The sequence below is a fragment of the Elusimicrobiales bacterium genome (assembly GCA_041651175.1).
In the GTDB taxonomy this organism is placed as follows: Bacteria; Elusimicrobiota; Elusimicrobia; order Elusimicrobiales; family Elusimicrobiaceae; genus JAQTYB01.
This window is the reverse complement of the sequence record JBAZJT010000011.1, coordinates 23,933-48,773: the sequence shown is the minus strand read 5'-3', so window position 1 is coordinate 48,773 and position 24,841 is coordinate 23,933. Positions and strand designations below refer to the sequence as shown.

23 protein-coding genes are annotated in these 24,841 nt (G+C 62.3%); 11 read left to right on the top strand and 12 right to left on the bottom strand.

Features of this window, described 5'->3' with window-relative positions; genetic code table 11:
* Positions 1-8: 8 nt before the first annotated feature.
* The 6 genes from efp to WC421_07430 form a co-directional block, all read right to left on the bottom strand.
* A complete protein-coding gene (efp, locus tag WC421_07455; protein MFA5162068.1) occupies positions 9-569 on the bottom strand; it encodes an elongation factor P in 561 nt (186 codons plus the stop codon).
* A 51-nt stretch (positions 570-620) separates the two neighbouring features.
* Positions 621-1,982, bottom strand: a complete 1,362-nt coding sequence (locus WC421_07450) for a hypothetical protein (GenBank protein ID MFA5162067.1) — start codon at positions 1,980-1,982, stop codon at positions 621-623.
* Positions 1,979-4,003 carry an ATP-dependent DNA helicase gene (locus tag WC421_07445; protein ID MFA5162066.1) on the bottom strand — a complete coding sequence of 675 codons (2,025 nt, stop codon included), beginning with the start codon at positions 4,001-4,003 and terminating at the stop codon, positions 1,979-1,981. Before WC421_07445 ends, WC421_07450 begins: the two co-directional genes overlap by 4 nt.
* A 5-nt stretch (positions 4,004-4,008) precedes the next feature.
* Positions 4,009-5,109: an ATP-dependent 6-phosphofructokinase gene (locus WC421_07440; GenBank protein MFA5162065.1), complete on the bottom strand. Its 1,101-nt coding sequence runs from the start codon at positions 5,107-5,109 to the stop codon at positions 4,009-4,011.
* 84 nt (positions 5,110-5,193) lie between these two features.
* On the bottom strand, positions 5,194-5,571 hold the full coding sequence (locus tag WC421_07435; GenBank protein ID MFA5162064.1) for a NifB/NifX family molybdenum-iron cluster-binding protein: 378 nt from the start codon (positions 5,569-5,571) through the stop codon (positions 5,194-5,196).
* A gap of 1 nt (position 5,572) precedes the next feature.
* On the bottom strand, positions 5,573-5,992 hold the full coding sequence (locus tag WC421_07430; GenBank protein MFA5162063.1) for a DUF134 domain-containing protein: 420 nt from the start codon (positions 5,990-5,992) through the stop codon (positions 5,573-5,575).
* Positions 5,993-6,080: 88 nt separating this feature from the next.
* Here WC421_07430 and WC421_07425 point away from each other — a divergent pair, with 88 nt between their 5' ends.
* The 9 genes from WC421_07425 to WC421_07385 all read left to right on the top strand — a co-directional run bounded on the left by WC421_07425 (position 6,081) and on the right by WC421_07385 (position 16,004).
* Positions 6,081-8,345 (top strand): hypothetical protein, encoded by a 2,265-nt coding sequence (locus WC421_07425; GenBank protein ID MFA5162062.1) that lies wholly within the window; start codon positions 6,081-6,083, stop codon positions 8,343-8,345.
* An 18-nt stretch (positions 8,346-8,363) separates the two neighbouring features.
* Positions 8,364-9,656, top strand: coding sequence for a HEAT repeat domain-containing protein (locus WC421_07420; GenBank protein MFA5162061.1), 1,293 nt, complete (start codon positions 8,364-8,366; stop codon positions 9,654-9,656).
* 335 nt (positions 9,657-9,991) lie between these two features.
* Positions 9,992-11,464 carry an alpha/beta hydrolase-fold protein gene (locus WC421_07415; GenBank protein MFA5162060.1) on the top strand — a complete coding sequence of 491 codons (1,473 nt, stop codon included), beginning with the start codon at positions 9,992-9,994 and terminating at the stop codon, positions 11,462-11,464.
* Positions 11,464-12,156 carry a hypothetical protein gene (locus WC421_07410; protein MFA5162059.1) on the top strand — a complete coding sequence of 231 codons (693 nt, stop codon included), beginning with the start codon at positions 11,464-11,466 and terminating at the stop codon, positions 12,154-12,156. Before WC421_07415 ends, WC421_07410 begins: the two co-directional genes overlap by 1 nt.
* Positions 12,157-12,168: 12 nt before the next feature.
* On the top strand, positions 12,169-12,393 hold the full coding sequence (locus WC421_07405; GenBank protein ID MFA5162058.1) for a hypothetical protein: 225 nt from the start codon (positions 12,169-12,171) through the stop codon (positions 12,391-12,393).
* Positions 12,359-12,898, top strand: coding sequence for a hypothetical protein (locus WC421_07400; GenBank protein MFA5162057.1), 540 nt, complete (start codon positions 12,359-12,361; stop codon positions 12,896-12,898). Before WC421_07405 ends, WC421_07400 begins: the two co-directional genes overlap by 35 nt.
* Positions 12,883-13,956 carry a redox-regulated ATPase YchF gene (gene ychF / locus WC421_07395; GenBank protein MFA5162056.1) on the top strand — a complete coding sequence of 358 codons (1,074 nt, stop codon included), beginning with the start codon at positions 12,883-12,885 and terminating at the stop codon, positions 13,954-13,956. The genes WC421_07400 and ychF overlap by 16 nt, the downstream gene beginning before the upstream one ends.
* Positions 13,953-15,179 carry a diaminopimelate decarboxylase gene (gene lysA / locus WC421_07390; protein ID MFA5162055.1) on the top strand — a complete coding sequence of 409 codons (1,227 nt, stop codon included), beginning with the start codon at positions 13,953-13,955 and terminating at the stop codon, positions 15,177-15,179. Before ychF ends, lysA begins: the two co-directional genes overlap by 4 nt.
* A gap of 57 nt (positions 15,180-15,236) precedes the next feature.
* Positions 15,237-16,004, top strand: a complete 768-nt coding sequence (locus WC421_07385; protein MFA5162054.1) for an NYN domain-containing protein — start codon at positions 15,237-15,239, stop codon at positions 16,002-16,004.
* Between the two features lie 205 nt (positions 16,005-16,209).
* On the opposite strand, the gene WC421_07380 is transcribed toward WC421_07385, so the two are convergent.
* Genes WC421_07380 through WC421_07360 form a run of 5 tightly spaced genes read right to left on the bottom strand, consistent with a single transcriptional unit; the run spans position 16,210 to position 22,113 of the window.
* Positions 16,210-17,823: a WD40 repeat domain-containing protein gene (locus WC421_07380; GenBank protein MFA5162053.1), complete on the bottom strand. Its 1,614-nt coding sequence runs from the start codon at positions 17,821-17,823 to the stop codon at positions 16,210-16,212.
* Complete coding sequence (locus tag WC421_07375) at positions 17,823-20,288, bottom strand: protein kinase (protein MFA5162052.1); 2,466 nt, start codon at positions 20,286-20,288, stop codon at positions 17,823-17,825. The genes WC421_07380 and WC421_07375 overlap by 1 nt, the downstream gene beginning before the upstream one ends.
* 58 nt (positions 20,289-20,346) lie before the next feature.
* The gene (locus tag WC421_07370; GenBank protein MFA5162051.1) at positions 20,347-21,588 is read right to left on the bottom strand and encodes an aminoacetone oxidase family FAD-binding enzyme; all 1,242 of its coding nucleotides are present in this window, start codon (positions 21,586-21,588) and stop codon (positions 20,347-20,349) included.
* Positions 21,585-21,938 carry a peptide chain release factor-like protein gene (locus WC421_07365; GenBank protein MFA5162050.1) on the bottom strand — a complete coding sequence of 118 codons (354 nt, stop codon included), beginning with the start codon at positions 21,936-21,938 and terminating at the stop codon, positions 21,585-21,587. The genes WC421_07370 and WC421_07365 overlap by 4 nt, the downstream gene beginning before the upstream one ends.
* Before the next feature lie 4 nt (positions 21,939-21,942).
* Entirely contained in the window at positions 21,943-22,113 is a 171-nt protein-coding gene (locus tag WC421_07360) for a 4Fe-4S binding protein (protein MFA5162049.1), read from the bottom strand.
* A 105-nt stretch (positions 22,114-22,218) separates the two neighbouring features.
* Here WC421_07360 and WC421_07355 point away from each other — a divergent pair, with 105 nt between their 5' ends.
* On the top strand, positions 22,219-22,788 hold the full coding sequence (locus tag WC421_07355) for a TlpA disulfide reductase family protein (GenBank protein MFA5162048.1): 570 nt from the start codon (positions 22,219-22,221) through the stop codon (positions 22,786-22,788).
* Positions 22,789-22,834: 46 nt separating this feature from the next.
* Here the strand turns inward: WC421_07355 and WC421_07350 are convergent, their stop codons facing one another.
* A complete protein-coding gene (locus WC421_07350) occupies positions 22,835-23,359 on the bottom strand; it encodes a manganese efflux pump (GenBank protein MFA5162047.1) in 525 nt (174 codons plus the stop codon).
* Between the two features lie 150 nt (positions 23,360-23,509).
* On the opposite strand from WC421_07350, the gene WC421_07345 reads away from it, so the two are divergent.
* The gene (locus WC421_07345) at positions 23,510-24,769 is read left to right on the top strand and encodes a hypothetical protein (protein MFA5162046.1); all 1,260 of its coding nucleotides are present in this window, start codon (positions 23,510-23,512) and stop codon (positions 24,767-24,769) included.
* The last annotated feature ends 72 nt before the right edge of the window (positions 24,770-24,841 follow it).

Sequence of the window (24,841 nt, the reverse complement as noted above, 5' to 3'; positions counted from 1 at the left end):
CGTTTCGGTTAGACGCGGTCCATGTACTGGCTGGTGCGGGTGTCCACGCGGATGGTGTCGCCGTCGTTGACAAAAAGCGGCACCTTCACTTCCATGCCGTTTTCCAGAGTGGCGGGCTTGGTCATGTTGGAAACCGAGTCGCCTTTTACCCCCGGCACGGTGGAGGCCACCTTCAGCTCCACCTTCGCGGGCAGGATGATGTTGTAGAATTTGTCGTTGATGTAGAGCCCTTCCACTTCCATGTTCTCGGCCAGAAATTTGTCCATACCGCCCAGTTTCTCAAGGGGAAGCTCGGTCTGGTCGTAGTTTTCGGTGTCCATGAACGCCGCCATGCCGTTTTGCGTGTACATGTAGGTTTTTGGGCGTTTTTCCACGGTTACGTCCTTGAATTTGTCTTCCGGCCTGTAGCTGGTTTCAATGACCGAGCCGGTGTCCAGATTGCGCAGCTTCACGCGCACCACCGCCCGCGCCTGGGATTTGCGGTGATGCTGGTATTCAAGAATTTCCACAATCTGCCCGTTCTCGTTCTCAAAGATAAGCCCTTCCCTGAAATCGTTGGTATATATCATAATGCATTCTCCTGTGCCGAAGGTATATTCTACCGTTTTTGGAGGGTTTTCTCAATTTCTGCCCGTTACCGCGCGCGAAGGCGGCATTTGCCATTCCGGGGCGGAGACTTCCCCGCCGGCGGCAAAATACGCCTTGTCCCGGCAGCCCGGGGTCTTATAGCCTTCAAGCGCCAGTGTCCTGCACTCCGGCCCGGAGGAGACATGCTCCCCGTAAACCCTGTTCCTGTTAAGTTTGAAAAACTTCCTGAGGCTCGCGCGCGCGTCGCGGTATTGTCCGAGGGCAGCGCGCGCCCTGGCCATATCGTTATAAAAGAAGGGGTTTTCTTCGCCGCCGGCAACGGCTGATTGGGCGCAGGCCAGGGCAAGCTGCGGCTCGCCGTATTTGTCCCATACGCGGAACATTGCGTGCCATGCCCAGCCGGAGCCCGCCACCGCCGCCTTTTTCAAGTCCGGCAGCGCGGCGGCAAAGGTTCCCGCGCGAAGCTGGGCCAGGCGCAGCTTTATTATTCCCCGCAGGAAATGGCAGCGCGTGTCGGATTCCTTTTCCAGCGGCCTGCCCAGCATCTCGGAGGCCGCCGTAAGCCGCGCGATGTCGCTTCCCGGCCCGGTGAGAATTTTTTCGCTCTCCGCGACTGCCGTTTCCGCGCCCGCCGCGGTTTGCCGGACTCGCGTCGCAAGCTCCGACGCGGGCGGCGTGCTGATTTGCGCCTCGTAGGCGCCTTCCGCGTTCAGGTCGGCGCAGGGCAGGCGGTAGCCGCGGAACGCCAGCGCCTCGCAAAGTTCGCCGCGCGCGGCGCGCCTGTTCTCCTCGCCGCCGGAATTGGCGAGGGCGCGGGCCGTGTCCTGCGCCGCAAGCAGGTAATAGCCCATCGCGAAATACGTTCCGCCGCGCGCCAGCAGCGCTGCCGGATTGCCGGAAGAGATTTCTATTTCGCGGGAGTAGTCTGCGGCTGCATTTTCCAGCTCTCCGGAATCCTCGTAAAGCGAGCCACGCCAGCGGTATGCGATGCCGTCCATGAAATTCGGGGAGCGGAGTATGAGGGTGTTGTAGCCGTTCATCGCCTCGCCCCGCATGCGCGCGCGCTGCGCGGCTATGGATTTGAACAGCAACGTCGCCTCGGACGGCGTTTGTTTTGAGTACCTGTCAAAAGCCGCGCGCGGGTTGGAGCTTATCACCATAAGCGCGCGGGCGTAAGGGGCGAAAAATCCGCTTATTTTCGCGCGCGCCTGGGAGGAATAGAACTGCGACAGCTCCGCCCCTGAAAGTTTTTTTGCCTGCCCCTCGGCCAGTATCGCCTCGTGGAAACCGTGCCTTTTGGCGAAGGCAAGCTCGTATTCCGAAACGCCGTCAAGCTGCTGCGCGTTCGCGCCGGCGGGCGCAAGCGCGGCCGCGAGAACAAGGATTTTAATCACTCTTCCTCCGTGCGGCTTTCGGCGAAAAAAACGCGCAGTTCCGCCGCCGACTCCAGCCTTGCGCACTGCGGCACCGCGCCGATGAATTTCGCGCCGTAGCGCATTCCCAGAATGCGCGGGTCCAGCACGGCGACGGCGCCCCTGTCGCTTTTGCGCCGTATAAGCCGCCCGAACCCCTGATGGAATTTGATTACCGCGCGCGGCAGCGTATATTGGCCGAAAATCTCCTGACCGCGCTCGGCATACCACTGGGCGCGGGCCTGCTCCACCGGCGAATCCGGCGCCAGAAACGGCAGCCGCGTTATTATGACGCACGACAGCGCCTTTCCCGGCACGTCCACGCCCTGCCAGAATGTGTCGGTGGCAAACAGCACGCCGTTGCCGGCGGTCTTGAACTCCTTTACCAGAACCGATGGCTGCATCTCGCCCTGTATGAAAAGCGGGCGGCTGCCCAGTTTCGCCGCTATCTCCCCCGCCGCGCGCTGCAGGAAATTCCAGCTTGTGAACAGCACGAATACGCCGCCGTCCACGGAGCGTATGATTTCCTCCGCCGCCTTTATGACGGCGGCCTCGTAGGCCTGCGTTTCATTGCGCGGGCACGGCATGTCCGAGGCGATATAAAGCCCGGCCTGCTTCCGGTAATCAAACGGCGAGCTTATTATTTTGTCCTCGCAGGGCGGCAGGCCGGTGCGCTTCCTGAAATAGTCAAACCCGCCGTCCACCGCCAACGTGGCCGAGGTCATAATCACCGGCTGCCCCGATGCGAAAAGCGTTTTTGCCAGCTCGCCGGAGACGTCCAGCGGCGTTATCTGCAAAGACACATGCGTCCTGCCCCTGAAGCTGCGCCCCTCCACCCAGTAGGCGAAATCCCGGCTGTCGCATTTGAGGAAACGTTTGAGGGCGGACACCGCCTCCGTCAGCTTGTCGCGCGAGGATTTCAGCGCAAGCTCCTCTTCCATGTCTTTGGCGCGGGAAATGATATTGGCCAGCGCGTTTGCGGCCCCGGCCAGAGCGGGGGTAATCGTATCCGGCGCGAAATCCGGCTTTGTAACGCGCACCGAGCGCGGCTGCAATTCTATTCCCGCGTTGCGCGCCGCCGCGCTGAAAAAATCGTCCGCGGCGGAGGCGGCGGCGTCCAGCGCGTTTGAGACGGCGTCGCCCTCCGCCGTCCCGGCCAGGATAAAGCGCGCCGCGCTGCCGCGTTTTGAGGAAGCGCTGAAAATCCCGTCCAGAATCCTCGTTATATCCCTTCCCGACACCGACGCGCCCAGATACTGCGCGGACACGTCTTCAATGTTGTGCGCCTCGTCCAGAATCGCGGCGTCCCACGGGATGCCGTACATCCCCGCGAAGAAAAGGTGATGGTTTACTACCGTTATCTGCGCCGCGCGCGCGCGGGAGACGTCCCTGCGCCAGAGGCAGAAATCTTTTTTCGGGCAGAGCTTGCCGGCGCAAAGCTCGCTTTCCCGGCGGACGTTTTCCCACAGTTGTTCCGGCACGCGCAGCGGCAGCTCCTGGCGCAGCCCGGTCCGGGCCGTCGCGGCGCAGGCGCGCAGGCCGTTTAGTATTTCCGCGCGGGCGGGGCTGTCAAACAAACCGGCCTGGCGGCGCAGCGCGATGTCCAGCCGGCGCAGGCAGAGATAGTTCTCAGAACCCATCAGCAGCGCGCTTGTAACGAATTTGTTTTCAGCCGCCAGGGCTTTGGCCAGGCCGGGGATGTCTTTTTTTACAAGTTGTTCCTGCAGCGCTTTTGAATAGGTGGCTACCGCCACCCGCTTGCCGCGCGCCAGCGCCCACATCGCCGCCGGAGCCAGATACGCCAGCGATTTGCCAACGCCGGTTCCCGCCTCCACCACCAGATGCCCGCCACCCTCCAGCGCGCGCGCCACGGCGCAGGCCATTTCGGCCTGCTGGGGGCGTTCCTCGTAGCGGCCAACGGCTTTGGCGACGGGCCCGTCTTTATTGAAAAAACGGAGCATCTCCGCTTCCGCTACGGCTGTTTTCGCGGTATTTGCCGGCATTGCGTCTATTTCACCGTCCTGCTGGCAAAGCTCGTGCCCACATCCAGCGCGGCCCGGACTTCCTCTCCGGACGGGTCCACGCGGCGCAGCTTTGACACGGCTTCCTCTATGGAGACATCGTCCACGCCGGTGCCGCGCAGCCGCGCCATGCGCCCGGTTTTGCCCAGGGCTATCATTTCCGCCGCATGCGCGCCGAAGCGGGTGGCCAGCCAGCGGTCATAAGCGGTGGGGGTGCCGCCCCGCTGCAAATGTCCCAGCACCACCACGCGGGCCTCGGTGCCGCATTGCCCGGAAATAGTGTCGGCAATCTTATAGCCTATCCCGCCCAGCCGCAGCGGGTCGGTGGAGCCTTTGACGGTGGAGGCTACCGTAAGCTTTCCCGACTCGTCCGCCGCGCCCTCGGATGCCACCACTATGCTGAAATGCTTCCCGCGCGCCATGCGCGCATGCACCGCCGCGCAAAGCTCCTCGGCGCAGTAGGGTATTTCCGGCAGCAGTATGATGTCGCCGCCGCCGGCTATGCCGGCGCGCAGCGCTATCCAGCCGGCGTAGCGGCCCATGGTTTCCAAAATCATCACGCGGTGATGGGATTCGGCGGTGGTGTGCAGCTTGTCCACGGCGTCGGTGGCTACGGCAAGAGCGGAATCAAAGCCGAAGGTAACGTCGGTTGCGGCAAGGTCGTTGTCTATGGTTTTGGGCACCCCCGCCACGGGAATTCCTTTTTTGAGCAGCTTCAGCGCGATTGAGAGCGTGCCGTCCCCGCCGATGGCGATAAGCGCGTCCAGCGAGTTCTTTTTGAAAACCTCCAGCGCCCGGTCCGACATGTCCGCCGGTTTTTCAGGCGAGCCGTAAGGCGGCAGCGAATAGGAGAACGGGTTGGCGATATTGCTGGTGCCCAGTATCGTCCCCCCCCGCGCCAGTATGCCGGAGACTGCGTCGTCGCCGATTTCCCTGTGCCGGTCTTCAACCAGCCCGGCGTAGCCGTCCAGGAAGCCGACCACCTGCCAGCCGCGTTTATGCGCCGATTTTGCCGCCGCGCGCACCACGGCGTTAAGGCCGGGGCAGTCGCCCCCGCCGGTCAGAATGCCTATCCGTTTTGCCGCCATGGAACCTCCTTGCCAGCCTATAAAATAGCAAATTCCCGGCGCCCGGCGGTGGACGAACAGGCGGAGACAGCGGTTATGCGGGAATCAGTGCTGGCATCCATGCCCGCCATGATGGCCGCAGGCCGAGGCGGCGTCCGCTTCCCGGAGCTTGCCTGACTTGACGGCCTCCACGGCGGTTTCAACGGTGTCCTCGCGGCTGATATAGACTTTTATCCCGGCGGCGTTAAGCCCGCGGATCGCTCCCATTCCTATGCCGCCGGCGATGACGGCGTCGGGTTTCGCATTGCCCACCGCCTTAAGCGGGTCGCACATGCCGTGGACGTGCTGCCGGTCGCCGTTGTCTATTATCTCGCAGCGGCGGGTTTCGCTGTCGCAGAGCGTGAAATACGGCGCGCTGCCGAAATGGCCGTATACCCTGGCTTTCAGGCCGTCTCTGGTTTCCGTCGGAATGCAGATTTTCATTTTATGTTCTCCTGTTTCTATGCCGTTTTGGCCGCGTGCGCGGCCCCTCCGAAATCCGCCCGGCGCATGCGCGTTGCCCGAGCCTTTGGCCGCATAAGCCGCCAGCGCGCCTGTTCCCTTTGCATCCGCATAGCAGAACGACTTTCCCCCCTTCTATACGGAGCGCTTTGCCGTTAACCAGGCAGTCGGCTGCCTTGCCCCTGGCGGAGCGCAGTATGTTGCCAAAAGTCTGCCGCGACACTCGCATGCCGGCGGCGGCTTTTTCCTGCTCCTGGCCCATATGGTCGGCAAGCCGCAGCGCCTCAGTCTCGTCCAGGGTGAGGGTTACCTGTTCCAGTTCCGGCGCGGGTATGCCGGCGGGCTTGAAATAGAAAGCCTTCGGCGCAAAGCGGATTCTGCGGCATTTGTGCGGTCTGGGCATGATTGTTATTGGCGTATGCCAATAACGCAGTCTATACAATCCGGAGGCGCCGTGTCAAATGGCGGGCCGTATTTAATATACTTGAGGGGTGAGAAGGCGAGTTATAGTCATATCTTCCGCCGTTGCCGGCGGCGCGCTGCTGGTGCTGTCGGCCTGGCGGCTGATTTCCCAGCCCCAGCCGGAGCTTGCCGCGCGGCAGGAACAGGCCCCGTCCGCCGTGCCGGACCTTGTGAACGCGGCGCGGGACTCCTTTTTGTCCGGCGAGAGGGAGAGGGCCCTGTCGCTGGCCCTGCCTCTGGCGGAGAGCGGCTGCGCCTCCGCCCAGAATCTGCTGGGCGAGATTTACGGCTCCGCCGCGGGGGGCGCGCCGGATTACCGGCAGGCGCTTGGCTGGTACCGCAAGGCGGCGGAGCAGGGTTACGAGACGGCGCAGGTCAACCTCGGGCTGCTTTATTGCGAGGGCGGCGTGGTGCCGCGCGACCTGGCGGAATGCGTCAGGTGGAACCGCAGGGCCGCCGCCAACGGCAACCCGATGGCGCAGTACAATCTGGGCGTGGAATACTACAACGGCGAGGCGCTGCGCCGCGACTACGCCGAGGCGTGGAAATGGCTGGCGGCCAGCGCGGAAAATTTCCCCACCGCCCGCATTGCGCTGCGTCAGGTTGAGGCGCAGATGACCCCGCGCGAGCTTGCCCGCGCCAGAAGAAAGCTGAACTCCTACCTGGCGCAGTCGCCGCCGAGGCGCAACCCCGACGTTGCGCCTTCCCTGCCGCTGCGCGAGCTTTGCTCCCTTCCTTCCAGGAAGCAGCCCGGCCCGGACGTTTCCGCCGCGCCGCCGGGGCGGATAGTAACCGCGCTGAAATATGCGGCGGAGTCTTCAGTCGTATCCGTCAGGTATGCCGGTGGAAGCAGGCCGGTTGTCCGCATTGCCGGATTGAAATATCAGGAGGGGCCGGGTGTTGTCATAGCCTCTCTCAAATACATGGAACCGTCCGTGCCGGAAAAACCCGCGCCCGCAACAGCGAAGCAGCCTGCGCCTTTGGTAACCGCGCTGAAATATGCGGCGGCGGCGCCTTCAATAGCCGCTCTTAGATACGTCTGCGGCCCGGAAGTCCGCATAGCCGGACTGAAGTATGCGGACAAACCGTCCCGCACAGCCGGCCCGCCGCCGCATTCGCCGCAAGCCGGTATAACCGCCCTGCGCTATAGCGCGCCGGCAATCGCCGCGCTTGAATACGCCTCCGGCGTCAGGCCGCCGGAACTGGTTGTTGTCTCCCTTAGGTTTCTTGCGGCGGCTGCGCCGGCGCAGGCTGCCCCGCCTTCCGTTGTTTCGGTGCGCTATGCCGCGCCAAAAAACGCTGCAATTCCGAAACCGCGCGCCGGCATAGTTTCGCTTTCATATTCCGGCAAACCCGCGGTTGCGGCGGTTGCCGCCAAAACCGCGCATGCGCCGGAAGCGGCGCGTCAGATAACCGCGCTGAGATATGCCGAAACCGCCGCGCCGCGCGTTGCGCCGGTTGTGAAACAGCCCCGCGAAACGCGGCCTGACATTGCCGCGCTTAAGTATGCAAGCGTTCCGGCTGCGGCCATAGTCGCCCTGAAATACTCCGAACTGCCGCCGGTGCGGGTTGCTCCGGCAGCGGCGGTAAAGATTGAACCCGTGCGTAAACCCGCGCCGGAAACAGACAGAAAGCCGGAGCGCGATATCCCGGCGGTCCGGCCCGCCGTTCCCGCTGTTGCGGTCGTTCCAAAACCGGCGGCAGCCGCGCCGCCAGCCGCCGTTGCGCCGGAGCGCGTTTTTGCGCGGCATTCCCGCCCGGAGGAAAAGGTCGCCGCGCCCGCCCGCGCAAAACCGCGTGTTGCGGCGGAGCATGGCGCCGTGAAGCGGAAATCGTTCTGCGCCGGGGAGACAGCCCCCCCTGCGGAAGGGGTGAAGAACGGATATTTCAGCAATAAAGCGGATTGCGGGCTCAGGCAGCCCGCCCCGTGCCGCCGTCCGGACGAGGCCGGCGAGGCCGAGGCGGCGTTTGCCGCGCGCAATTACGCGCGGGCCGCGCTGCTGGCGCGCCGCGCGGCGCAAGCCGGCCAGCCGTGGGCGCAGGAGATGCTGGGCGATATATTCTATAAGGGGCTGGGCGGACTGCGCGATACCGGCGAGGCCGCGCGCTGGTACGGCAGGGCCGCGTCCTCAAGCCCGAAGGCGCGGTATCAGCTCGGCATGATGAAGTGCAACGGCGAAGCCGCCTCCGCGTCGCGGGAGGAATGCCTGAATTTGCTGGAACAATCCGCCGCAGCGGGCTACAAGCCGGCGGAAGCGGAACTGGCGCGGCGGCGCGCGGCAGGCGCAAGATAGGGCTTTACGGAGGATTTTATGAGACATTTGTCCGGTCATGCGGGGCGGCGTTTTTGCGGGATATGCGCGGCGGCGCTGCTTGCGGCGCTGCCGTCCGGGATTTGCCGCGCCGCCGGCGGGGATCCCGCAACGGCGGGTTCCACCGCTGCGGCGCAGGTTGTTTCCGTTTCAACCGCGCTTTGCGGCGGATTGTATGCGGATATGGTTTCAAGCTCCGAAGCCGTCCGGCAGAGCGGGCTTGAGCGCGCCGCCGCGCTTTCCGGCGCGGGGAAAGACGAACTGTCTTCCTGCCTTGCGCGCGGGCTGGACAGAAAGATTCAGCCGGACGCGCAGTCGCGCATACTTGCCGCGCAGGCCCTGGACAGGCTGGGAGCCGCCCAGCCCCGCCGCGCGGAACTTTGGGAGATGTTCCGCTCCGCATCCGCCGCCGAGGAGGCCGCTGCCGCCGCTGCCGCGCTGTCGCCTTTCGTCGCGCAGTATCCCGAATATGCGGCGCCGCTGGGGAAAATTTTCGCTTCCGGCGATAATACTGCCAACAGGCTTATAGCGGCCTGGCTGCTTACCCGGATGGGCCCCGCCGCGCGCGGCGCGCAGGACAAAATTTCCCCGCTGCTCAAGGACGCCGACCCGAGGCTGCGCGGCTGGACGGCGGCGGCGCTGGCTTTCATGTTCCCGGAAAAGCCGGAAAAGACCTCCGCGCGCGATATCGCCGGGCTGTTCCGCTACGACGAGCAGACCGCCCGCGCCGCGCTGGAGCAGCTTGACCCCGAAGGCAAAAAAACCGCCGCGCTGCTGCGTCCCGCGCTTTCCGACCCGGACCCGCAATTGCGCGCGGTGTGCGCGCTTGTGCTTGGCGAAATGGGCGAAAAAGCCGCCGAAGCGGTTCCGGATTTGATGAAAATGCTTGAATCCCCGGACGGGAAAACGGCCTATGCCGCGGCGCAGGCGCTGGGAGGAATTGGCGTTCCCGCGCTGGAGCCGCTGTTCGAATGTCTGGGCGGGGAATCGTCCGCTGTCCGCCAGTGCGCCGCCGCGCTTGCCTGGATGGGCGGCCCCGCGGTTGACAGGCTGCAGCGCGCGCTGGCGTCCAAATCCCCCTCCGCCAGAACGGGCGGCTGCGAGGCTTTGGGCATGATGGCGGACCATTTGCTTATGCCGCAGGCGGCTATGTTTTACGCCGATCCGCAATCCTCATTTGACCGGCTGCGCAAAGTCCTGCCTGTTCTGCAAAAGGTCGCGGAAACTGAGACTGACGAGGCGGCGCGCCTCTCCTGCCTGCGCGCCGTGGAAGCCATAAAAAAAGGGTTGTAACCCGCAAATCTCCTGTGATGTTCACACCTGTTGATAACCTGTGGATTATAGTGTTGAAAGGGCGGTTTCCGGCGAAAAACCGGCGCAGGCCTGAAGGGCTGTGGATAACCAGACCAAAACTGTGGATAACCGCGTCCGCGCCTGTGGCGCAAGCAGCCCCCGTCCGTCTCTGCCTCTGACGAAACTCCGTCGGAGAAAAGAGAAAGGACCGGCTTGCGCCGTAATTTGCCTCATCTAAAGGGGTTACTGCTAAAACCTGTTCACAACTTGCCGGAGAAGAGCCGTTTTCAGGGCTTATTCGGACAGAATATCGTCAAATTTTGTAGCATTGACAAATGCGGCTGTTTTTTATATTCATATGGCTCCTGTCTGCGCTTGCCGTGCAACCTCTGCTGGCGGCGCAGCCTCAATCCGAAAACGTGCTGGCGCCGCGCCCCAAACCGGACGCATTTTCCGGGCTGCATATATACGAGCGCGGCGACATGAACACCATCACCCGCTTTTATTCTCCGGCACTGGGCGGAACGCGCACCGTGCGAGTGCTGCTGCCGGAGGGATACGACGGGTCGCGGGAAAGCTATCCAACGGTGTATTTCCCCGGAATTAGGATATTTTCCTGGCCGGGAAAAGAGCCTTATGTCCCCGTCTCCGGTGTTATGGCGGAGCTGCGCGCCAGAGGCGGCGCCGGCAAGGCGCTGGCCGTGGGAATAGACCCGGCTTCCTCCGGGGATTTCGCGGTCGGCGCAAGCTCCGGCGGAGCGAAGGCTTATGCGGAATTCCTGTCGCGTGATTTAATTCCTTATATAGAAACCAATTACCGCGCCCTGCCGGGGGCTGGCAGCCGGGCCGTGGCCGGCGCGTTTTCCTCGGGGGCGGCGGCGCTGTATATGGCGTCGCGCGGCGGGTTTTTGAACTGCGCCGCGCTTTCCCCCAAGCTGGATGCCGCCGGCCTATCCGCCGTCCTGAGCGGCTCTTTCCCGCCGGAGGTGAAAATATGGATTGACGCCAGCTTGCTGGAGGGCGAATACGGCAGGGGCATCATGTCCGGCCCGGTGGAAATGGCCGCCGTTGAAGTCGCGCTGCTGGACAAGCTGGTCTACGGAAAAAACCTGCTTGCTTATGCGGACCGCTCCGGCGTTTACGGCGAGCGCGGGCTTGCGCGCCGCCTTTCCCGTCCGCTGCGCTGGTTTTTCGGCGGGGAGGATATGCGGCTGGTCTCGCTTAAACCTGCGGCCAGCTCCGCGGAGGCGGGCGTTAAAAACCTGATGCCGGAGACCGTGCTGCTGAGCGCGCGGCTTTCCTTTGCCGGCGGGCTTGAGGCGGATTATATCCCGCCGACGGCCAGATCGTCCCCGCCTTATTTCGTGCGGGACGGAGGGGTTTTCCGCCTGGCGCACGGCGCGGAGCCGGGGCCGGTGATTTTGTCCGCGCAGTATGAGGGGCAGCCGTTTTCGGCGCAGGTGCTGCTGAAAAAAACGGTTCCGGCGGAAAGCGCCGTGTCTTTCCGCTTAATCGCGCCGCCGGGGCTGCCGGCGGGGACGCGGGTTTTTGTCTCCGGCAGCCTGCCGCAGTTCGGCTCCTGGAAGGCCGACGCCGTGGAACTGTCGCGCGATTCGGCCAACCGGCGGCTGTACCGCGGTTCGGTGAAGCTGCCGCGCGGCGCGGGCGGGACTTTCAAATTCACGCTCGGCTCGTGGGCGCGGGCGGAAAAGGACGCCTCCGGAGAGGATACAGCCGGCAGGCCGGTGCTGGCGGATTCGGAGCGGGTGGAAATATCCGCCTCGGTGGACAAGTTCGGGGGGCATTGATGCAGAATTGGAAATATACCTTTAAGCTGGATGACGGGCGCACCAAGGAATTCCACGTTTCCATAGACCCCGCCACCCTGCTGGTGGTTCAGGAGGATGATGCGCCGGACCCGCCGCCGTGGACGCTGCTGGAATACCGCAAATGCCGGAACTGCCCGCTGGATTCGCGCTACACAAGTCATTGCCCGATAGCGGCCAATATCTCCCGGCTGGTGGCGGATTTCGGCGAGATAATGTCCTGCGCCAGCGCGTATGTCTCCGTGGCCAGTTCCGCGCGCACGGTAACAAAGGCGGCCTCGCTCAACGAAGGGCTTTACTCGCTGCTGGGCATATACATGTCCTCCAGCGGCTGCCCGGTGATGGACAAGCTAAAGCCCATGGCGATGTATCATCTGCCGTTTTCAACCGTGGAGGAGACGGTTTACCGCGTTTTCACCATGTACATGGGCGCGCAGTATTTCAGGATGAAAGAGGGGCTGTGCCCGGACTGGGAACTGCAGAAACTGGTCAGCATGTACGACGATATACGCTCCGTCAACCGCGATTTCGCCGAGCGTATCCGCGGCGCCGCCGAAAAAGATTCCGTAATCAACTCCCTGGTCAATCTGGATGTGTTTGCGATGGTGATGGCGGACGTGTCGCTGAGCGTCAGGGACCTCGCCCGCGTATTCGCGCCGTATCTGGATAAATGATAGAATGACGGTGTGATACGAAACCCCCATCTGCTGCGGAAACTGGACGACGACATCATGCGCCTGTCTCCGCCGGATTACGGGCGGAACATCAGAATTTACGAGGCTATGCGCGAAGAAGCTGTTTTGCTTGGTGTTTTGCCGCTCAGACAGCCTCTTGACGGAATAGAGGATAAAATCAATCTCGCATTAGCCATAAACCATGTTTCAGGAACTGCTCGCCAAAATAGCCGCTGAACTGGACGCGCGCGGCATCCCCTATATGGTGATAGGCGGACAGGCCGTTCTTTTGTACGGGGAGCCGCGGCTTACAAAGGATATAGACATAACCCTGGGGCTGGACGCGGACGGCGCCGGGCCGGTGGCGGAATGCGCGGCGCGCATAGGCCTGAAATCCCTGGCCGGGGACGCGGCGGAATTCGCCAAATCCACGATGATATTTCCCGCGCAGGACACTGCCACCGGAATACGGGTGGATTTCATATTTTCCTGGACGCCTTACGAGCGCCAGGCGATAGCCCGCGCCCGTTCCGTGGAGTTATGCGGGACGAAGGTGAAATTTGCCTCGCTTGAGGATGTGATAGTCCACAAAATTATCGCGGGCAGGCCGAAAGACCTGGAGGATGCACGCATCGTCGCTCTCAAAAATCCTGGCTTTGACGGGGAATATATTTCACGCTGGCTGGCCGATTTTGAGGCGGCGCTTGGCAGGACATTTGACAAATCATGGAAACCGGAATAATAGGGCTGCCCAATGTGGGCAAATCGTCGCTGTTCAACGCGCTGACAAACGCGGGGGCGGCGTCTTCCAACTATCCGTTCACCACCATAGACCCCAACGTGGGCGTGGTGCCGCTGCCGGACCGCCGGCTGGACCGGCTATTTGAAATATTCAAGCCGCCGAAAAAAACCGCCGCGCCGCTGCGTTTTGTTGACATCGCCGGCCTTGTCAAAGGCGCAAGCAAGGGCGAGGGGCTGGGCAACAAATTCCTGGCCAATATACGCGAAGTGGACGCGGTGATTCATGTGGTGCGCCTTTTCCAGGACGACAACGTCATCCACGTCATGGGCGGGGTGGACCCCGCGCGCGACGTGGAAATAATAGAGACCGAGCTTATGCTGGCCGACCTGGAGACGGTGGAAAAGATGATTCCCCGGCTGGAAGGCCAGTGCCGCGCCGGCGACAAAACGGCAAGAACCGCGCTGGAAACGCTAAAGCGCGTGCAGGCCGTTCTTGCGGCGGGAAAACCGGCCTCCTCGCTTGGCCTTGCGCCGGAGGAGACGGCGCAGCTTCAGCTTCTCACCCTGAAACCGACGCTTTTTGTGGGCAACAATTCGGAAAAACCCAATGCCGGGGCTTCCAAGATTTTGTCCGGGCTTGCCGCCGCGCGCGGCGCGGGTTTTGTGGAGCTTTGCGTGAAGGTGGAGGCCGAACTGGCCGAACTGGGCGAGGACGAGCGCCGCGCCTTCCTGGCCGAAAGCGGCGAGCATTACACCGGCCTTGAAAAAGTCGCCCGCGCTTCTCAGAAGCTGATGGGCCTGATTTCATTTTTCACCGCCGGGGAAGAGATTGAGGTGCGCTCCTGGCTTATCCCGGAAGGGTTTCCCGCGCCGCGCGCCGCCGGCAAAATCCATTCCGACATAGAGCGCGGGTTCATCCGCGCCGAAGTCTATTCTTTTGAGGATATAGACCGTCACGGCAGCGAGAAGACGCTGCGCGAAAAAGGCCTCATACGCTCGGAAGGCAGGGATTACAATATCAAGGACGGCGACGTGTGCCTGTTTCGTTTTAACGTATGAAGCAATATCATCTTCCTGTTGCCGCCGGGCTGCTGCGCGATATAGCGGCCCGGGCCGGCACGCCAGTTTTTGTGTATTCGGAGAAAGAACTGGAAGACAGGTTTTTCTCCTACGAAAAACCGCTTGCCGGCTGCGGGCATCTGATTTGCTACGCGTTGAAGGCCAATTCCAACCTGTCGGTATGCCGCAAACTGGCGGCTTTGGGGGCCGGCGCGGACGTGGTTTCCGGCGGGGAGCTGGCCCGCGCGCTGGAAGCCGGTTTTGAGCCGCGCAAAATCATATTCACCGGCGTCGGCAAGACGGATGCCGAGCATGAAGCCGCTATTAAGGCGGGCATACTGTTTATAAATCTGGAATCGGCGGAGGAAGCCGCCGCGCTGGAGAAAACGGCCTCGCGCCTGCGCAGGCGGTGCAGCATATCGGTGCGCATCAACCCGGATATAGACCCGCGCACGCACAAATATATCTCCACCGGCAAAAAGGGCTCCAAATTCGGCGTTTCCGTCGGCGAGGCGGTCGGGATTTACCGCATGGCCGCCAAAAGCCGTTTTCTGGAGCCGGTGGCGGTTCACAGCCATCTGGGCTCGCAGATAAAGGATGTCTCGGTGTTTGAAAAGAACGCGCGCTTCCTGCTGTGGCTGCGCGGGGAGCTGCAAAACCACCTGGGCGCGCGGCTTTCGCATATAGACATAGGCGGCGGCTGGCATTGCGAGGAAGGCCTCCCCCCCGACCCGCCGGAAAAAATGCTTGCCCGCGCGCTGAAAGTGCTGCGCGGCTGCGGCGCGACGGTTATGGTGGAGCCGGGGCGCTCCATAGCCGCGCCGGCGGGCCTGCTGCTGGCTAAAGTTATCTACCGCAAGCAAAGCGGCGGCAAGAAGTTCGCCGTCGTTGACGCCGCCATGAACGATTTGCTCCGTCCCGCGCTTTACGGCGCGGCGCATCCGGTTGTAAGTCTTTCCGCCGGAGGCAGGGCGGCGGTTTTCAACATAGTCGGGCCCGTGTGCGAAAGCGGCGATTTTCTGGGCGTCAATATGAAAATATCCCCCCCCCGGCAGGGCGATATTCTGGCGGTTCTGTCCTGCGGGGCCTACGGGATGTCAATGTCGTCGCAGTATAATTCCCGCCCGCGCGCGGCGGAGGTTATGGTTTCCAAAACCGGCAAATGGCGCATAATCCGCCGCCGGGAAACCTACGAAGACCTTGTCCGCGCGGAAAGATGTTGACGGCGTTATTAGCCTTCTTGTAAACTGGACATACCCGAATACCAAAGGAGAATGATTATGAAAGGCATGATGTTTATTGACGGCGAGTATTTTTACCAGTCCTATCAGACCGCGTATGGCAAAACCCCCCGCGTGGACCTCTCCGACATGATAAAGGCCCTTGCCGCCGAGACCGGCATTGAGCTTATCCGCGCCTATTATTACAATGCCAAGCCGCCAATATTTTCAGACGATGAACTTCGGGAGGAGACGCTAAAAGCCTGCGGCGCGGCGGAGCAGAAACTCAAAGCCCATTCACGCGCCTGGTCCGACATGGACCATGCCCGGCAAGGCATGGCCTGGGGCCGGCTGATGGAGCTTTCGCGCGAGCGGCTGGCTGGAGTAGGCGAATGGCCGCCCAACGAACACGAGTTCTGGCATATCCTCTCCGCCGAGGATGTTCTGGCCAAAAGCCGCTACGAATGCGAGCGCGAGCGTCTCAAATTCTACGAGGCGCTGCGTTTCCGCGGCATAAAGGTGAAGCTGACCAATTTGCGCCGGGACCCGCGCGGCAAAGGCGCTTATGTGCAAAAAGGCGTGGACGTGTTTCTTGTCTCCGACATGCTGGCGCTGTGCTATCAGAACGCCTACGACACCGCCATAATTCTCACCGGCGACGCCGATTTCGTCCAGATGGTGGAAGCGGTTCAGGCTACCGGCAAGAAGGTGTATCTGGCGGGCTTCAAAATCGGCCAGTCCTGGGAGCTGCGCCAGACCTGCGACGGTTTCCTTGATTTGGACAAAACCATCCAGAAGCTCGCCCCCCGCGAGCCCGTGCATTCCTGAAAGTCTGTTTTGAGCCGCGCCCGGATTTTGCCGACGGCAAAATCCGGGCGCGCCAATTCTGTCCCGGCGTCCCGCCGGCGATTGCAGATTATTCTTTGGAATAACAAACTTTTTTTGCGGGCGGCAAATCTACGGGATACGGGCGGAAGGCTTCTTTCAGCATCCGGTAGGCGCGCTGCTGCTTGGCATAGCGGAACCGCTGGGATTATCTGCCGGTGACGGCGTCTGCGGATATCCAGAGGCCGTCGTCAAGACGGTACCAGTTCTTGCGGTAGCCCACCGCCAGAAGCGGCTCGCCGGCGGGGACCATGCGCACGACTTTGGCCTCGGAATCCACCGCGCTCATCAGCGGGGCGGGGCGGGCGGCTTTTATCTCTGCCACCTGGGGCGCCCAGTGTTCCGCCGGAGCATCGGTTAAGGCCAGGCTGGAGCGGTGTCCGGCATAATCCTGCGCGCTTATCAGTGGCGCGGGGCCGGAACGGGGAAGCGCAATCTCGGCTGTGAAGGGAAAAGCGTCGGAATAATCGGCGTAGGCGGCTTTGCCGGATGCCCACTCGGCGTCGCGTCCGGCTATGGTTACGTCGGAAACGGCGCAGTCGTCGTAGACCACGCCTTTTATGCGCAGCCGCCGGCCCTCGCGGGTTTTGGAGATTATTCGTATCACCGGGGCGAACCTGTCCGAAAACCCGAGCAGCTTCCGTTTGACCCGTCCGCGCGCGGAGTCTGTTTCGGCGTAGACGATTCTGCCGGTGGGGTTTTCGTCCCATTGCAGGGTGATTCTCTCGCCAAGGCGCAGCGACAGCTTGTCCTTGCCGGTGTTAATGAAGGCCTTGCGCGCAGTTATAACCGCTGTTTCTCGCTTCCAGTTCCATATCCTGGCTGTGCCAAGCAAATATCCCGCGGACAACTGCGTCCCGTCAGGCGAGAAGGCCAGCGAAAGCGCGCTTAGGTTGTAGTTTTTTATGGTGCGCACCCGCGTCATATCTTCTGCCAGCCATAGCCGGACAAAGCCGTCGTCCCCCGCGGTGGCGATAAGTTTTCCGTCCGGGGACCAGGCGGCGGCGTTAAGCGCGTCTTTGTGGGCTTTTTCTTCCGCGAGGATGTTTTTCCAGTCCTTTGCGCGCCATATCCGTATAGACCTGTCGTCGGCAGCAGCGGCCAGGAATTTGCCGTCTGGGGAGAATACGGCGGCGTTTACATTGCCGTTGAAGCCGCGCAGCGTCCGCTCCGGCTGCATATCCGGCAGGCGCCAGAGCTTCACCGTCCTGTCGTATCCGGCGCTGGCCAGCAGTTTCCCGTCCGGAGAAAACGAAACGGCAGCCGCCCCCCCCTCGTGCGCGTCGGCGGCGCAGAGCTTTTTCAACGCGGGAAATCCGGCCAGGGTTACGGAGCCGTCAAGCGAGGCCGCGGCCAGGTATTTCCCGTCCGGCGACCAGGCCAGCGACTTGATGATGGTTTTCCGCGGGGAGAGCTCCCCCGCCGCTTCCATTGAGGGCAGGCGGTACAGAAAAACACCGCCCGCGCCGCCGGCGGCCAGATATTTCCCGTCCGGGGAGAAAACCGCGCACGAAGCCTCGCCCAGCGCGCCGGTTTTGAGCAGATTGCCGTCCTTGTCCCATACCCGGGCGAACCCGTCGGATGATGCCGCGCAAAACATATGCCCGTCCGGCGACCAGGCCACGGAATTGGTCCAGCCGCCGGTTTCAAAGGTGCGGGAGTAAGGGGGAGGCTGGCGCTGCGCAGATTCCACCTCAGAGGCTTGCGCGCCGGGTATAAAGAGAGCCAGAACAGCCGCCGCCGCGGCGCGCGCCGCAGCCATCAGAGTTTGAGGTCCCGGAGGCGGGCCTGCACTTCCTGCGCGCTGGCGGGGCGCATTGCCTTGTCCGGGTGCAGGCAGGCGACTATAAGGTCTTCCAGGGCCTGCGGCATCTGCGTCACCTGGGAGGGCTTTTTGTAATGCGCCTCGCGCTTTTGCGAGAGGAAATCCGGCCCCGGGAAAGTAAGTCTTCCGGTGGCCATTTCGTAGAGGGTGGCGCCGAAAGCGAAAATATCCGCGCGGCTGTCATATTTGCCCAGGTGCTGCTCCGGCGCCATGTAGGCCAGCGTGCCGGATATGTCGGCTCCGGCGCGGGTGGCGGTGGCCAGGCGGGCCAGCTGGGCTATTCCGAAATCCATGACGCGCACAAAACCGTCGTCTGCGACCATTATGTTGGAAGGCTTGAGGTCCCTGTGCACCACGCCTTTTGAATGCGCGTAATCCAGCGCGGACAGTATGTGGTTTGATATCGCCACACACTGCTTTGCCGGTATGTGCCGGTAGCGGGTCAGCAGGTTCTCCAGCGTTTTGCCGTCCACAAATTCAAAGACCAGATAAATATCCGCGCCTTCCTCGTTGATGGAGTAAATATCCACTATGTTGGGATGGCGCAGCTTGGCGGTGATGCGGGCTTCCTCTATGAAACGTTTGCGTTCGCGTTCGCTGAGCGAGGAGCCCTCCTTCATTTTTTTGAGCGCGAATTTTTTGTCCAGTTGTATGTCAACCGCCTCGTAGACTATGGCCATGCCGCCGCGCCCGACCTCGCGTAGCAGACGGTATTTGCCGGACACCATGTCGGAGGGTTTTTCCGTTTCTGTTTTCGCCGGCGGGGCCGGCGGCGGGGGCGCGGCGTCCGGCTGCTTGCCGCGTTCCGGCACGATAAGGGGGCGCGGCTCGCTTTCCGCCGCAGCGGGCGGCGGCGGTTGCTGCGTTTCCAGAGATGGTGGAGGTGGCGGCTGCATTATCTGGCGAGCGGGGAGTGCCGTTATCTGCGGTTCGGGCGCCGGCTCGGGCTTGGGGGATTCCACCATCAGCGGCGGATTTGTGAAAAACTCCGGCCCCGCGCTGTGCGCTGGCGGCTGGGCGGAGGCGCGTGCCTTGCCAAGCTGAGACAGTACATTGGAACTCTCCGCAGCGGCGGATTCCGCCTCCTGCTTTGGCTTTTTTTCCGTGTGTTTCGGAAAAACGAAACCGCCGGGTGCGCGTTGAAGCTCCGAAGGGGGCTCGTAACGCGACGACTTTTCCTCAAATACTTTTTCCGGGTGCAGGAACATGTCCGTCATTGTGGCCATCAGGGTGAATATCAGTCCTGCGGATACAAGTATCAGCATAAGCATCCGCGCGGACAGCATTCCCGAAAAAAGCCTGGTTACTCGGCCTTTGGGTGATTCGTCGTATCCGCGTTCCGGGTATGCCCCGCTTTTTGCATCGGCTTTCTGCTGGGGCGTCGGCGGAGACAAGCTTTTTTGCGGTGCGGCGCCGGGGATGTCAAGAAGGCTAAGTTTCCACAGATTGACGGAACCGTCCGCCGAAAGCGCGGCCAGGCCGGAGCCGTCCCTGTTCCACGCGACCGACACCGCGTCGCCCTTTCCGCCCTGCAATGTGGCAGCCAGCTGGAAGGTCTGCATGTCCCACAGACGGATTCCGGCGCTCGTTCCCACTCCGGCCAGATACCGGCCTGAAGGGGAGAACGCCGCCGCGCTTGCCGTTCTGTCGCGGGTGCCCAGCTGGGCTGTTGCGCCGCTGACGGTGTTGAATGCGTAAATTTTACCGTCCGCGCCGACGGCGGCTATATAGCTGCCGTCAGCCGATATGGCAGCGTGGCTTACGCGGGCCGCGGTTTCAAAAGTGTTTTGCAGCGCCCAGTCCGAAACACGGAAAAGGCGGACGCGGTTGTCGGCGCCCGCGTCTGCGAGATGTTTGCCGTCCGCGGAGAATATCGCGGCAACCAGCGGCGCGGCGCCGGAGGTTATTACCGCCGCCTCCATACCGTCTGACAGGCGATATACTCTCAGAGTCCTGTCTTCGCCGGCGCAGGCCAGCATTTTGCCGTCGGGTGAGAATGCCGCCGCGTTCAAGTCGCTCTTCTGTCCGCCAAGGTGTCTGACAATCTTGCCGGAAGCGTAATTCCACAGCCATATTCGTCCTGAACCCGCGCCCGCGACAGTACGTCCGTCCGGCGACCACAGAGCAATGCGAATGTCGCCGTTGGAGGTGAATTTGCGGACCATGCCGCCGGTTTTCACCGAAAACACCCGCAGCACCGGAGAACGGTCCGCCACGAGGGTGAAATTGCCGTCCGGGGATAATGCCATGCCTGACGGCGAGCCGCCCTGGACGCGGAATGTTTTGTGCGGAGCGTTCGGCAGTTCCGCCATGGCGGGCGCGGCCAGGCACCATGCGGCGGCCATAGCGCAAAGGCATTTTGTGACAGCGGCTGTTCTTTCCATCGCCTTCAGAAGTGTCATATCAGTAGGTGTTGATATTATATATTACCGTTGCGCAAATGGAAACCCTAACGGTCCGCTACTGCCGACCATTCTGTTGCCGCGCGCGCGCGCCGGACGCGCAGGCCAGGCCCGCCAGCCTTCCCGTGGCCCATGCCAGGTGGAGGTTGCAGCCCCCGCTTTCGCCTACAGGCTCCAGCAACTCGCCCGTTATAAACAATCCGCGCGCCAGCCTGGATTCCATCGTATCCGGGTTGATTTCCGAGGACTTCACCCCCCCCGCCGCCGCCATGGCTTCCGACATGGGTCTTGTGCCTGAAAGGGTGAATTCCCAGCGCTGGCAGAGCGCGGCGGCTTTTCCCGCGTGTTCGCCCGCGGGCGAGTTGCGGTCTATTCCGGCTATGTCCATTATAAGGTTGGCGACTGTTTCATGCAGCATCCCGGCGAAAAAATGCTTCATCGGCCTTGAGGCGAACATTTTCGCCCGCGCGGAGAAAAAATCCATGAATTTGCGCTGCTCCATATCCGGGAACAGATTCATTTCGCAGCCCAGCGGGCCGGATTGCAGTTCCGCAGCGCAGCCGGCGGACAGGTTCAGCGCCGCCGGCCCGGACAGGCCGTAATCCGTAAACAGGGTTTCGCCTGCCGCGGAACATAAAGTCCGCCCGTCGCGTTTTGCGCAAAGCGCGGCATGGACCCGTATCCCCGCCAGCCGGCGCAGCCCTTTCTCGCCGGAGCGCAGCGGCACAAGCGCGGGCGACGGCGGGATTATGGCGTGGCCGAAGCTTTCCGCCAGAGAATACCCGGACATTCCGCCGCCAAGCCCGGATGCCGCGGCGGAACCGCAGGCCAGCACTACGTTGCGCGCTTCAATGCGGCCCCCTGCGCCGTCAAAGGCTTTGTAGATTCCGCCTTCGCGCCGTATGGCCGTTATTTTTCCGTTAAGCTCTATTCTGGCGCCGGCTTCCGTCGCGGCGCACAGAAGGGGCGTAAGCACCGCGCCGGACCTGCCGGCGCGGGGGAATATCCTGCCCCCGTCCTCCTCCACGGTCATGACGCCCAGGGTTTCAAAGAAGTCCCTGGCGTTTTTGCCGCCGAAGTTTGCAAGCGCGGCCCGCGCCAGTTCCCTGCCGCCGTGATAATGTTCCGCAGAGACGTTGAGGTTTGTCAGATTGCAGCGTCCGTTGCCGCTGGCAAGGATTTTACGCCCCGCCGCCGGACCCGCCTCCCGGACGATTACGGAGGCGCCGCCTCTTGCCGCGTGCAGCGCGCAGAACAGGCCGCTGGCGCCCGCGCCCGCCACAAGGACGTCTGTAATCACGGGTTATCCCTGCGCGCGCGGCGGCGCAGCTTGGATTTACGGATTTTCTCCCTGTCCTGAAGTTTTTGGGAAGTTTGGGGCGAGATTTGCATTTCAATTCTTTCCGCCAGTTCGCGCAATGCCAGGAATCTGTTGAGCGAGAGGGATCGTTCCCTCCGGCAGCGCACGGAAATTCCCCGGTATTTCAGCTGGACGCAGTTGCGCGAGCGGTTGGTTTTTTGCCCGCCATGCCCCCCGCCGGCGGCGAACTTCTCCTCCACGGCGGGCAGGTCTATGCCCAGCCGGGCGACGAGGGCGCGCAGCGCGGCCAGTTTTTGAGGCTGAACCGCCGCGCCGGCGGGAAACTCCATCCGTCTACTGCGCTATTGCCTGAACCGGGCAGGTGCCGGAGCAGGCTCCGCAGTCTATGCACTTGGCGGCGTCTATGACGCGTTTTTCGTTGCTCTCTGTTATCGCCTGCACGGGGCAGGCGGGTTCGCACGCGCCGCAGTTGATGCATGCTTCGGCATTGATTTTGTAGGCCATATATCCTCCTGAGTATCCGCAGAGTATGATGCGACCCTTATATTTTATCATTAGAAGGCGCCTTCCGCATAGACAGGAAACGGGGTTTTTTTGTTTAATTGTTCAATGAGAAAACTCACAATTGCCGCGTTGTCGTTAGGCTGTCTGTCGGTTCCCGCTTTTTGCGCGCAGGGGGAAGCGCCGGTGGCGGTGTCATCCGCCGCAGTTGCGCCCGCGCAGGCGCCCGCGCCGGAAAAACCGGCTTATGTCAAAAAGGACACCTATTTTTCGCTTAACGGCTACGACGGCGTGAATGTGGACCTTGCCAGCTATGCCGGCAAGCCGGTGCTGGTGATGTTTTTCACCTCCTACTGCCCGTATTGCAAGTTTGCCGCTCCGGTGATGCAGCATATCAGCGAAACCTACGGCCCGAAGGGGCTGGCGGTGCTGGGCATTTCCACGGAAAATGCGCCGGAAAAAGCGCGCGACTTTGCCCAGAAATACAAATTGTCGTTTCCTATAGTGGTCGGCGGCAAGCCGGTTTCCGTTGCCTACAAGGCGCACGGCGTGCCGAATTTCTATCTGCTGGACAGTTCACACGATGTGGCCGGCAAATGGCTGGGATACGACGACGGCGACGAGAAAACGTTTTCCGCCGCGATAGAGAAGGTTCTTTCTCCGGCAAAGAAATCCTGAAAAATTCCGCTTCGCCGCCCGCCGCCGGATACCCGGCGGCGGGCTTTTATTTGATTAGGCTTATGGCGATGATGACAAGAACAATTCCCCCCGCCGCCTCGGCTTTCCCGCCTATCATTTTCCCAAGCCGTATGCCCGCGTAAAACGCGGACAGCGTCAGCAGGAATGTAACCGCGCCGATGACCATGCACGGCGCAAGAAGCGGCACGGAAAGCAGCGAAAACCCCGCCCCCACAGCGAACGCGTCCACGCTGGTGGCCAGCGCCAGCGCGGGCAGCGGGAGCTTGCCGGTTTCCTCTCCGCTTACGGCGGCGCATATCATTTTGGCGCCCACCGCGGCCAGAAGCGCTGCCGCCGCCATGCCGGCGAATGCCGCCATGTGCTGCGCCGCGGCCGCTCCGGCAAGCCAGCCCAGCGCGGGCATGGCCGCCTGGAAGCCGCCAAAATACGCAGCCATCTCCAGGGCGCGTTTTACGCGGAAAGAACCTTCCGCCGCGCCGGCTGCGGCTGCCACTGCCGCCGCGTCCATGGACAAGGCAACCGCTATCAGAAGAATTTCAAGAACAGGCATATGGAAACAATATCACTTTGCCCGCTGCCGCCGCGATAGGTCTTGCGGCCCTGTCCCTGAAACGGGGCATATGCGACAACCAAGGCAGATGCGCGACGGAAATGCTATCATCCGCAGTGTGCTCTGAATATGTCAAGGGGAGGAGCCAAAATGCTGAAAGTCGTTTCTGTTCTGGCGGTTGCCGTCTTTGGCGCGCCGCCGCTGTTTGCGCTTGGCCTGGCGGACAGGGGCATTCCGCAGCTTGCGCCGTTTAGAATAAGCGATGCCGCGGACGTGCCCATGCCTGACGCCGCCAGAATGGCTGTTTCCGGCGTGAAGGACGGGGAGGCCCCGCCGGAAGAGGAAGCCCCCGACCCGAGGGTGGAATTGCGCGATGTCCCGATGGTGCGCAACGGGAATGTTACCACGATATGGGACGACGAAAATGCCTTCTATGTTACCGTTACCCGCAACGGCTACGGCGATTACGCAGTGCGGGCCACCGTGGAAAACGCGGATATATCCTATGAGGTTCACCGGCTTAACGCTCCGGACGAACCGAGCGTGTATCTGGTGCGCGGCGAGGATGTGGACCTGGAATTCAGGCAGAACGGCCCCACCACCGCGATAATAACAGGGCATATTCCGACACCGGACGGCGGCGACGCCATACGTGTGGGCGTAAACCTTGCGGGCGGGGTAACCATCGGCGATGCTGGGGGCAATTACTATCTGCACTTCAACGGCAGCGTTGCCAAGGGCTATATGAACACCGCGGTATTCTCCGAAGGCGAGGCATCCTGCATGGCGGGGTATGCGGTGGCTTGGCTTGAGGATTTCAACAACGGCTGGGCCGGGCCTGGGCCCTGGTATCCTTATGTTCCGGACCCCAATTGGAATTACCATCATCATCCCTATCCGGGGCATAATCCGTGGAATCATCACTATCCCCCGCAACCGGTTCATCCTCAGCCCGGCGGTCCGCATCCGGGGCCGCATCCCGGCGGGCATCATCCGCAACCCGGTCCGCAGCCGAATCATCCTCAGCCTGCGCCGCAGCCGAATCACCCGGGGCCGCAGCCGAATCCGCCGTCCGGCGGGCATCATCCGCAACCCGGTCCGCAGCCGAATCATCCTCAGCCTGCGCCGCAGCCGAATCACCCGGGGCCGCAGCCGAATCCGCCGTCCGGCGGGCATCATCCGCAACCCGGTCCGCAGCCGAATCATCCTCAGCCTGCGCCGCAGCCGAACCATCCGCAGCCTGCGCCACAGCCGTGGCATCCGCAGCCCTCTCCGCAGCCTACGCCTAACCCTGGCGGCGGTTGGGGTGGAGGCCATCCCGGCGGCAACCCCGGCGGCCATCCCGGCGGAGGGCATGGCGGCCATAGAGATGCGGCAGACGCCGATGTTAATGACGGCGCTGTGAACTGAGCCGAATTGACGCAGACAGGCAGGCCCCGCTTATGCGGGGCCTGCTCTTTTCTTGACGGGAAACGGTTTTCT

Coding starts and splice junctions, on each gene's coding strand:
- efp (MFA5162068.1), bottom strand. CDS start 569: ATGATATATACCAACGATTTCAGGGAAGGGCTTATCTTTGAGAACGAG.
- WC421_07445 (MFA5162066.1), bottom strand. CDS start 4,003: ATGCCGGCAAATACCGCGAAAACAGCCGTAGCGGAAGCGGAGATGCTC.
- WC421_07440 (MFA5162065.1), bottom strand. CDS start 5,109: ATGGCGGCAAAACGGATAGGCATTCTGACCGGCGGGGGCGACTGCCCC.
- WC421_07435 (MFA5162064.1), bottom strand. CDS start 5,571: ATGAAAATCTGCATTCCGACGGAAACCAGAGACGGCCTGAAAGCCAGG.
- WC421_07430 (MFA5162063.1), bottom strand. CDS start 5,992: ATGCCCAGACCGCACAAATGCCGCAGAATCCGCTTTGCGCCGAAGGCT.
- WC421_07420 (MFA5162061.1), top strand. CDS start 8,364: ATGAGACATTTGTCCGGTCATGCGGGGCGGCGTTTTTGCGGGATATGC.
- WC421_07415 (MFA5162060.1), top strand. CDS start 9,992: ATGCGGCTGTTTTTTATATTCATATGGCTCCTGTCTGCGCTTGCCGTG.
- WC421_07410 (MFA5162059.1), top strand. CDS start 11,464: ATGCAGAATTGGAAATATACCTTTAAGCTGGATGACGGGCGCACCAAG.
- WC421_07400 (MFA5162057.1), top strand. CDS start 12,359: ATGTTTCAGGAACTGCTCGCCAAAATAGCCGCTGAACTGGACGCGCGC.
- ychF (MFA5162056.1), top strand. CDS start 12,883: ATGGAAACCGGAATAATAGGGCTGCCCAATGTGGGCAAATCGTCGCTG.
- lysA (MFA5162055.1), top strand. CDS start 13,953: ATGAAGCAATATCATCTTCCTGTTGCCGCCGGGCTGCTGCGCGATATA.
- WC421_07385 (MFA5162054.1), top strand. CDS start 15,237: ATGAAAGGCATGATGTTTATTGACGGCGAGTATTTTTACCAGTCCTAT.
- WC421_07380 (MFA5162053.1), bottom strand. CDS start 17,823: ATGGCTGCGGCGCGCGCCGCGGCGGCGGCTGTTCTGGCTCTCTTTATA.
- WC421_07375 (MFA5162052.1), bottom strand. CDS start 20,288: ATGACACTTCTGAAGGCGATGGAAAGAACAGCCGCTGTCACAAAATGC.
- WC421_07365 (MFA5162050.1), bottom strand. CDS start 21,938: ATGGAGTTTCCCGCCGGCGCGGCGGTTCAGCCTCAAAAACTGGCCGCG.
- WC421_07360 (MFA5162049.1), bottom strand. CDS start 22,113: ATGGCCTACAAAATCAATGCCGAAGCATGCATCAACTGCGGCGCGTGC.
- WC421_07355 (MFA5162048.1), top strand. CDS start 22,219: ATGAGAAAACTCACAATTGCCGCGTTGTCGTTAGGCTGTCTGTCGGTT.
- WC421_07350 (MFA5162047.1), bottom strand. CDS start 23,359: ATGCCTGTTCTTGAAATTCTTCTGATAGCGGTTGCCTTGTCCATGGAC.
- WC421_07345 (MFA5162046.1), top strand. CDS start 23,510: ATGCTGAAAGTCGTTTCTGTTCTGGCGGTTGCCGTCTTTGGCGCGCCG.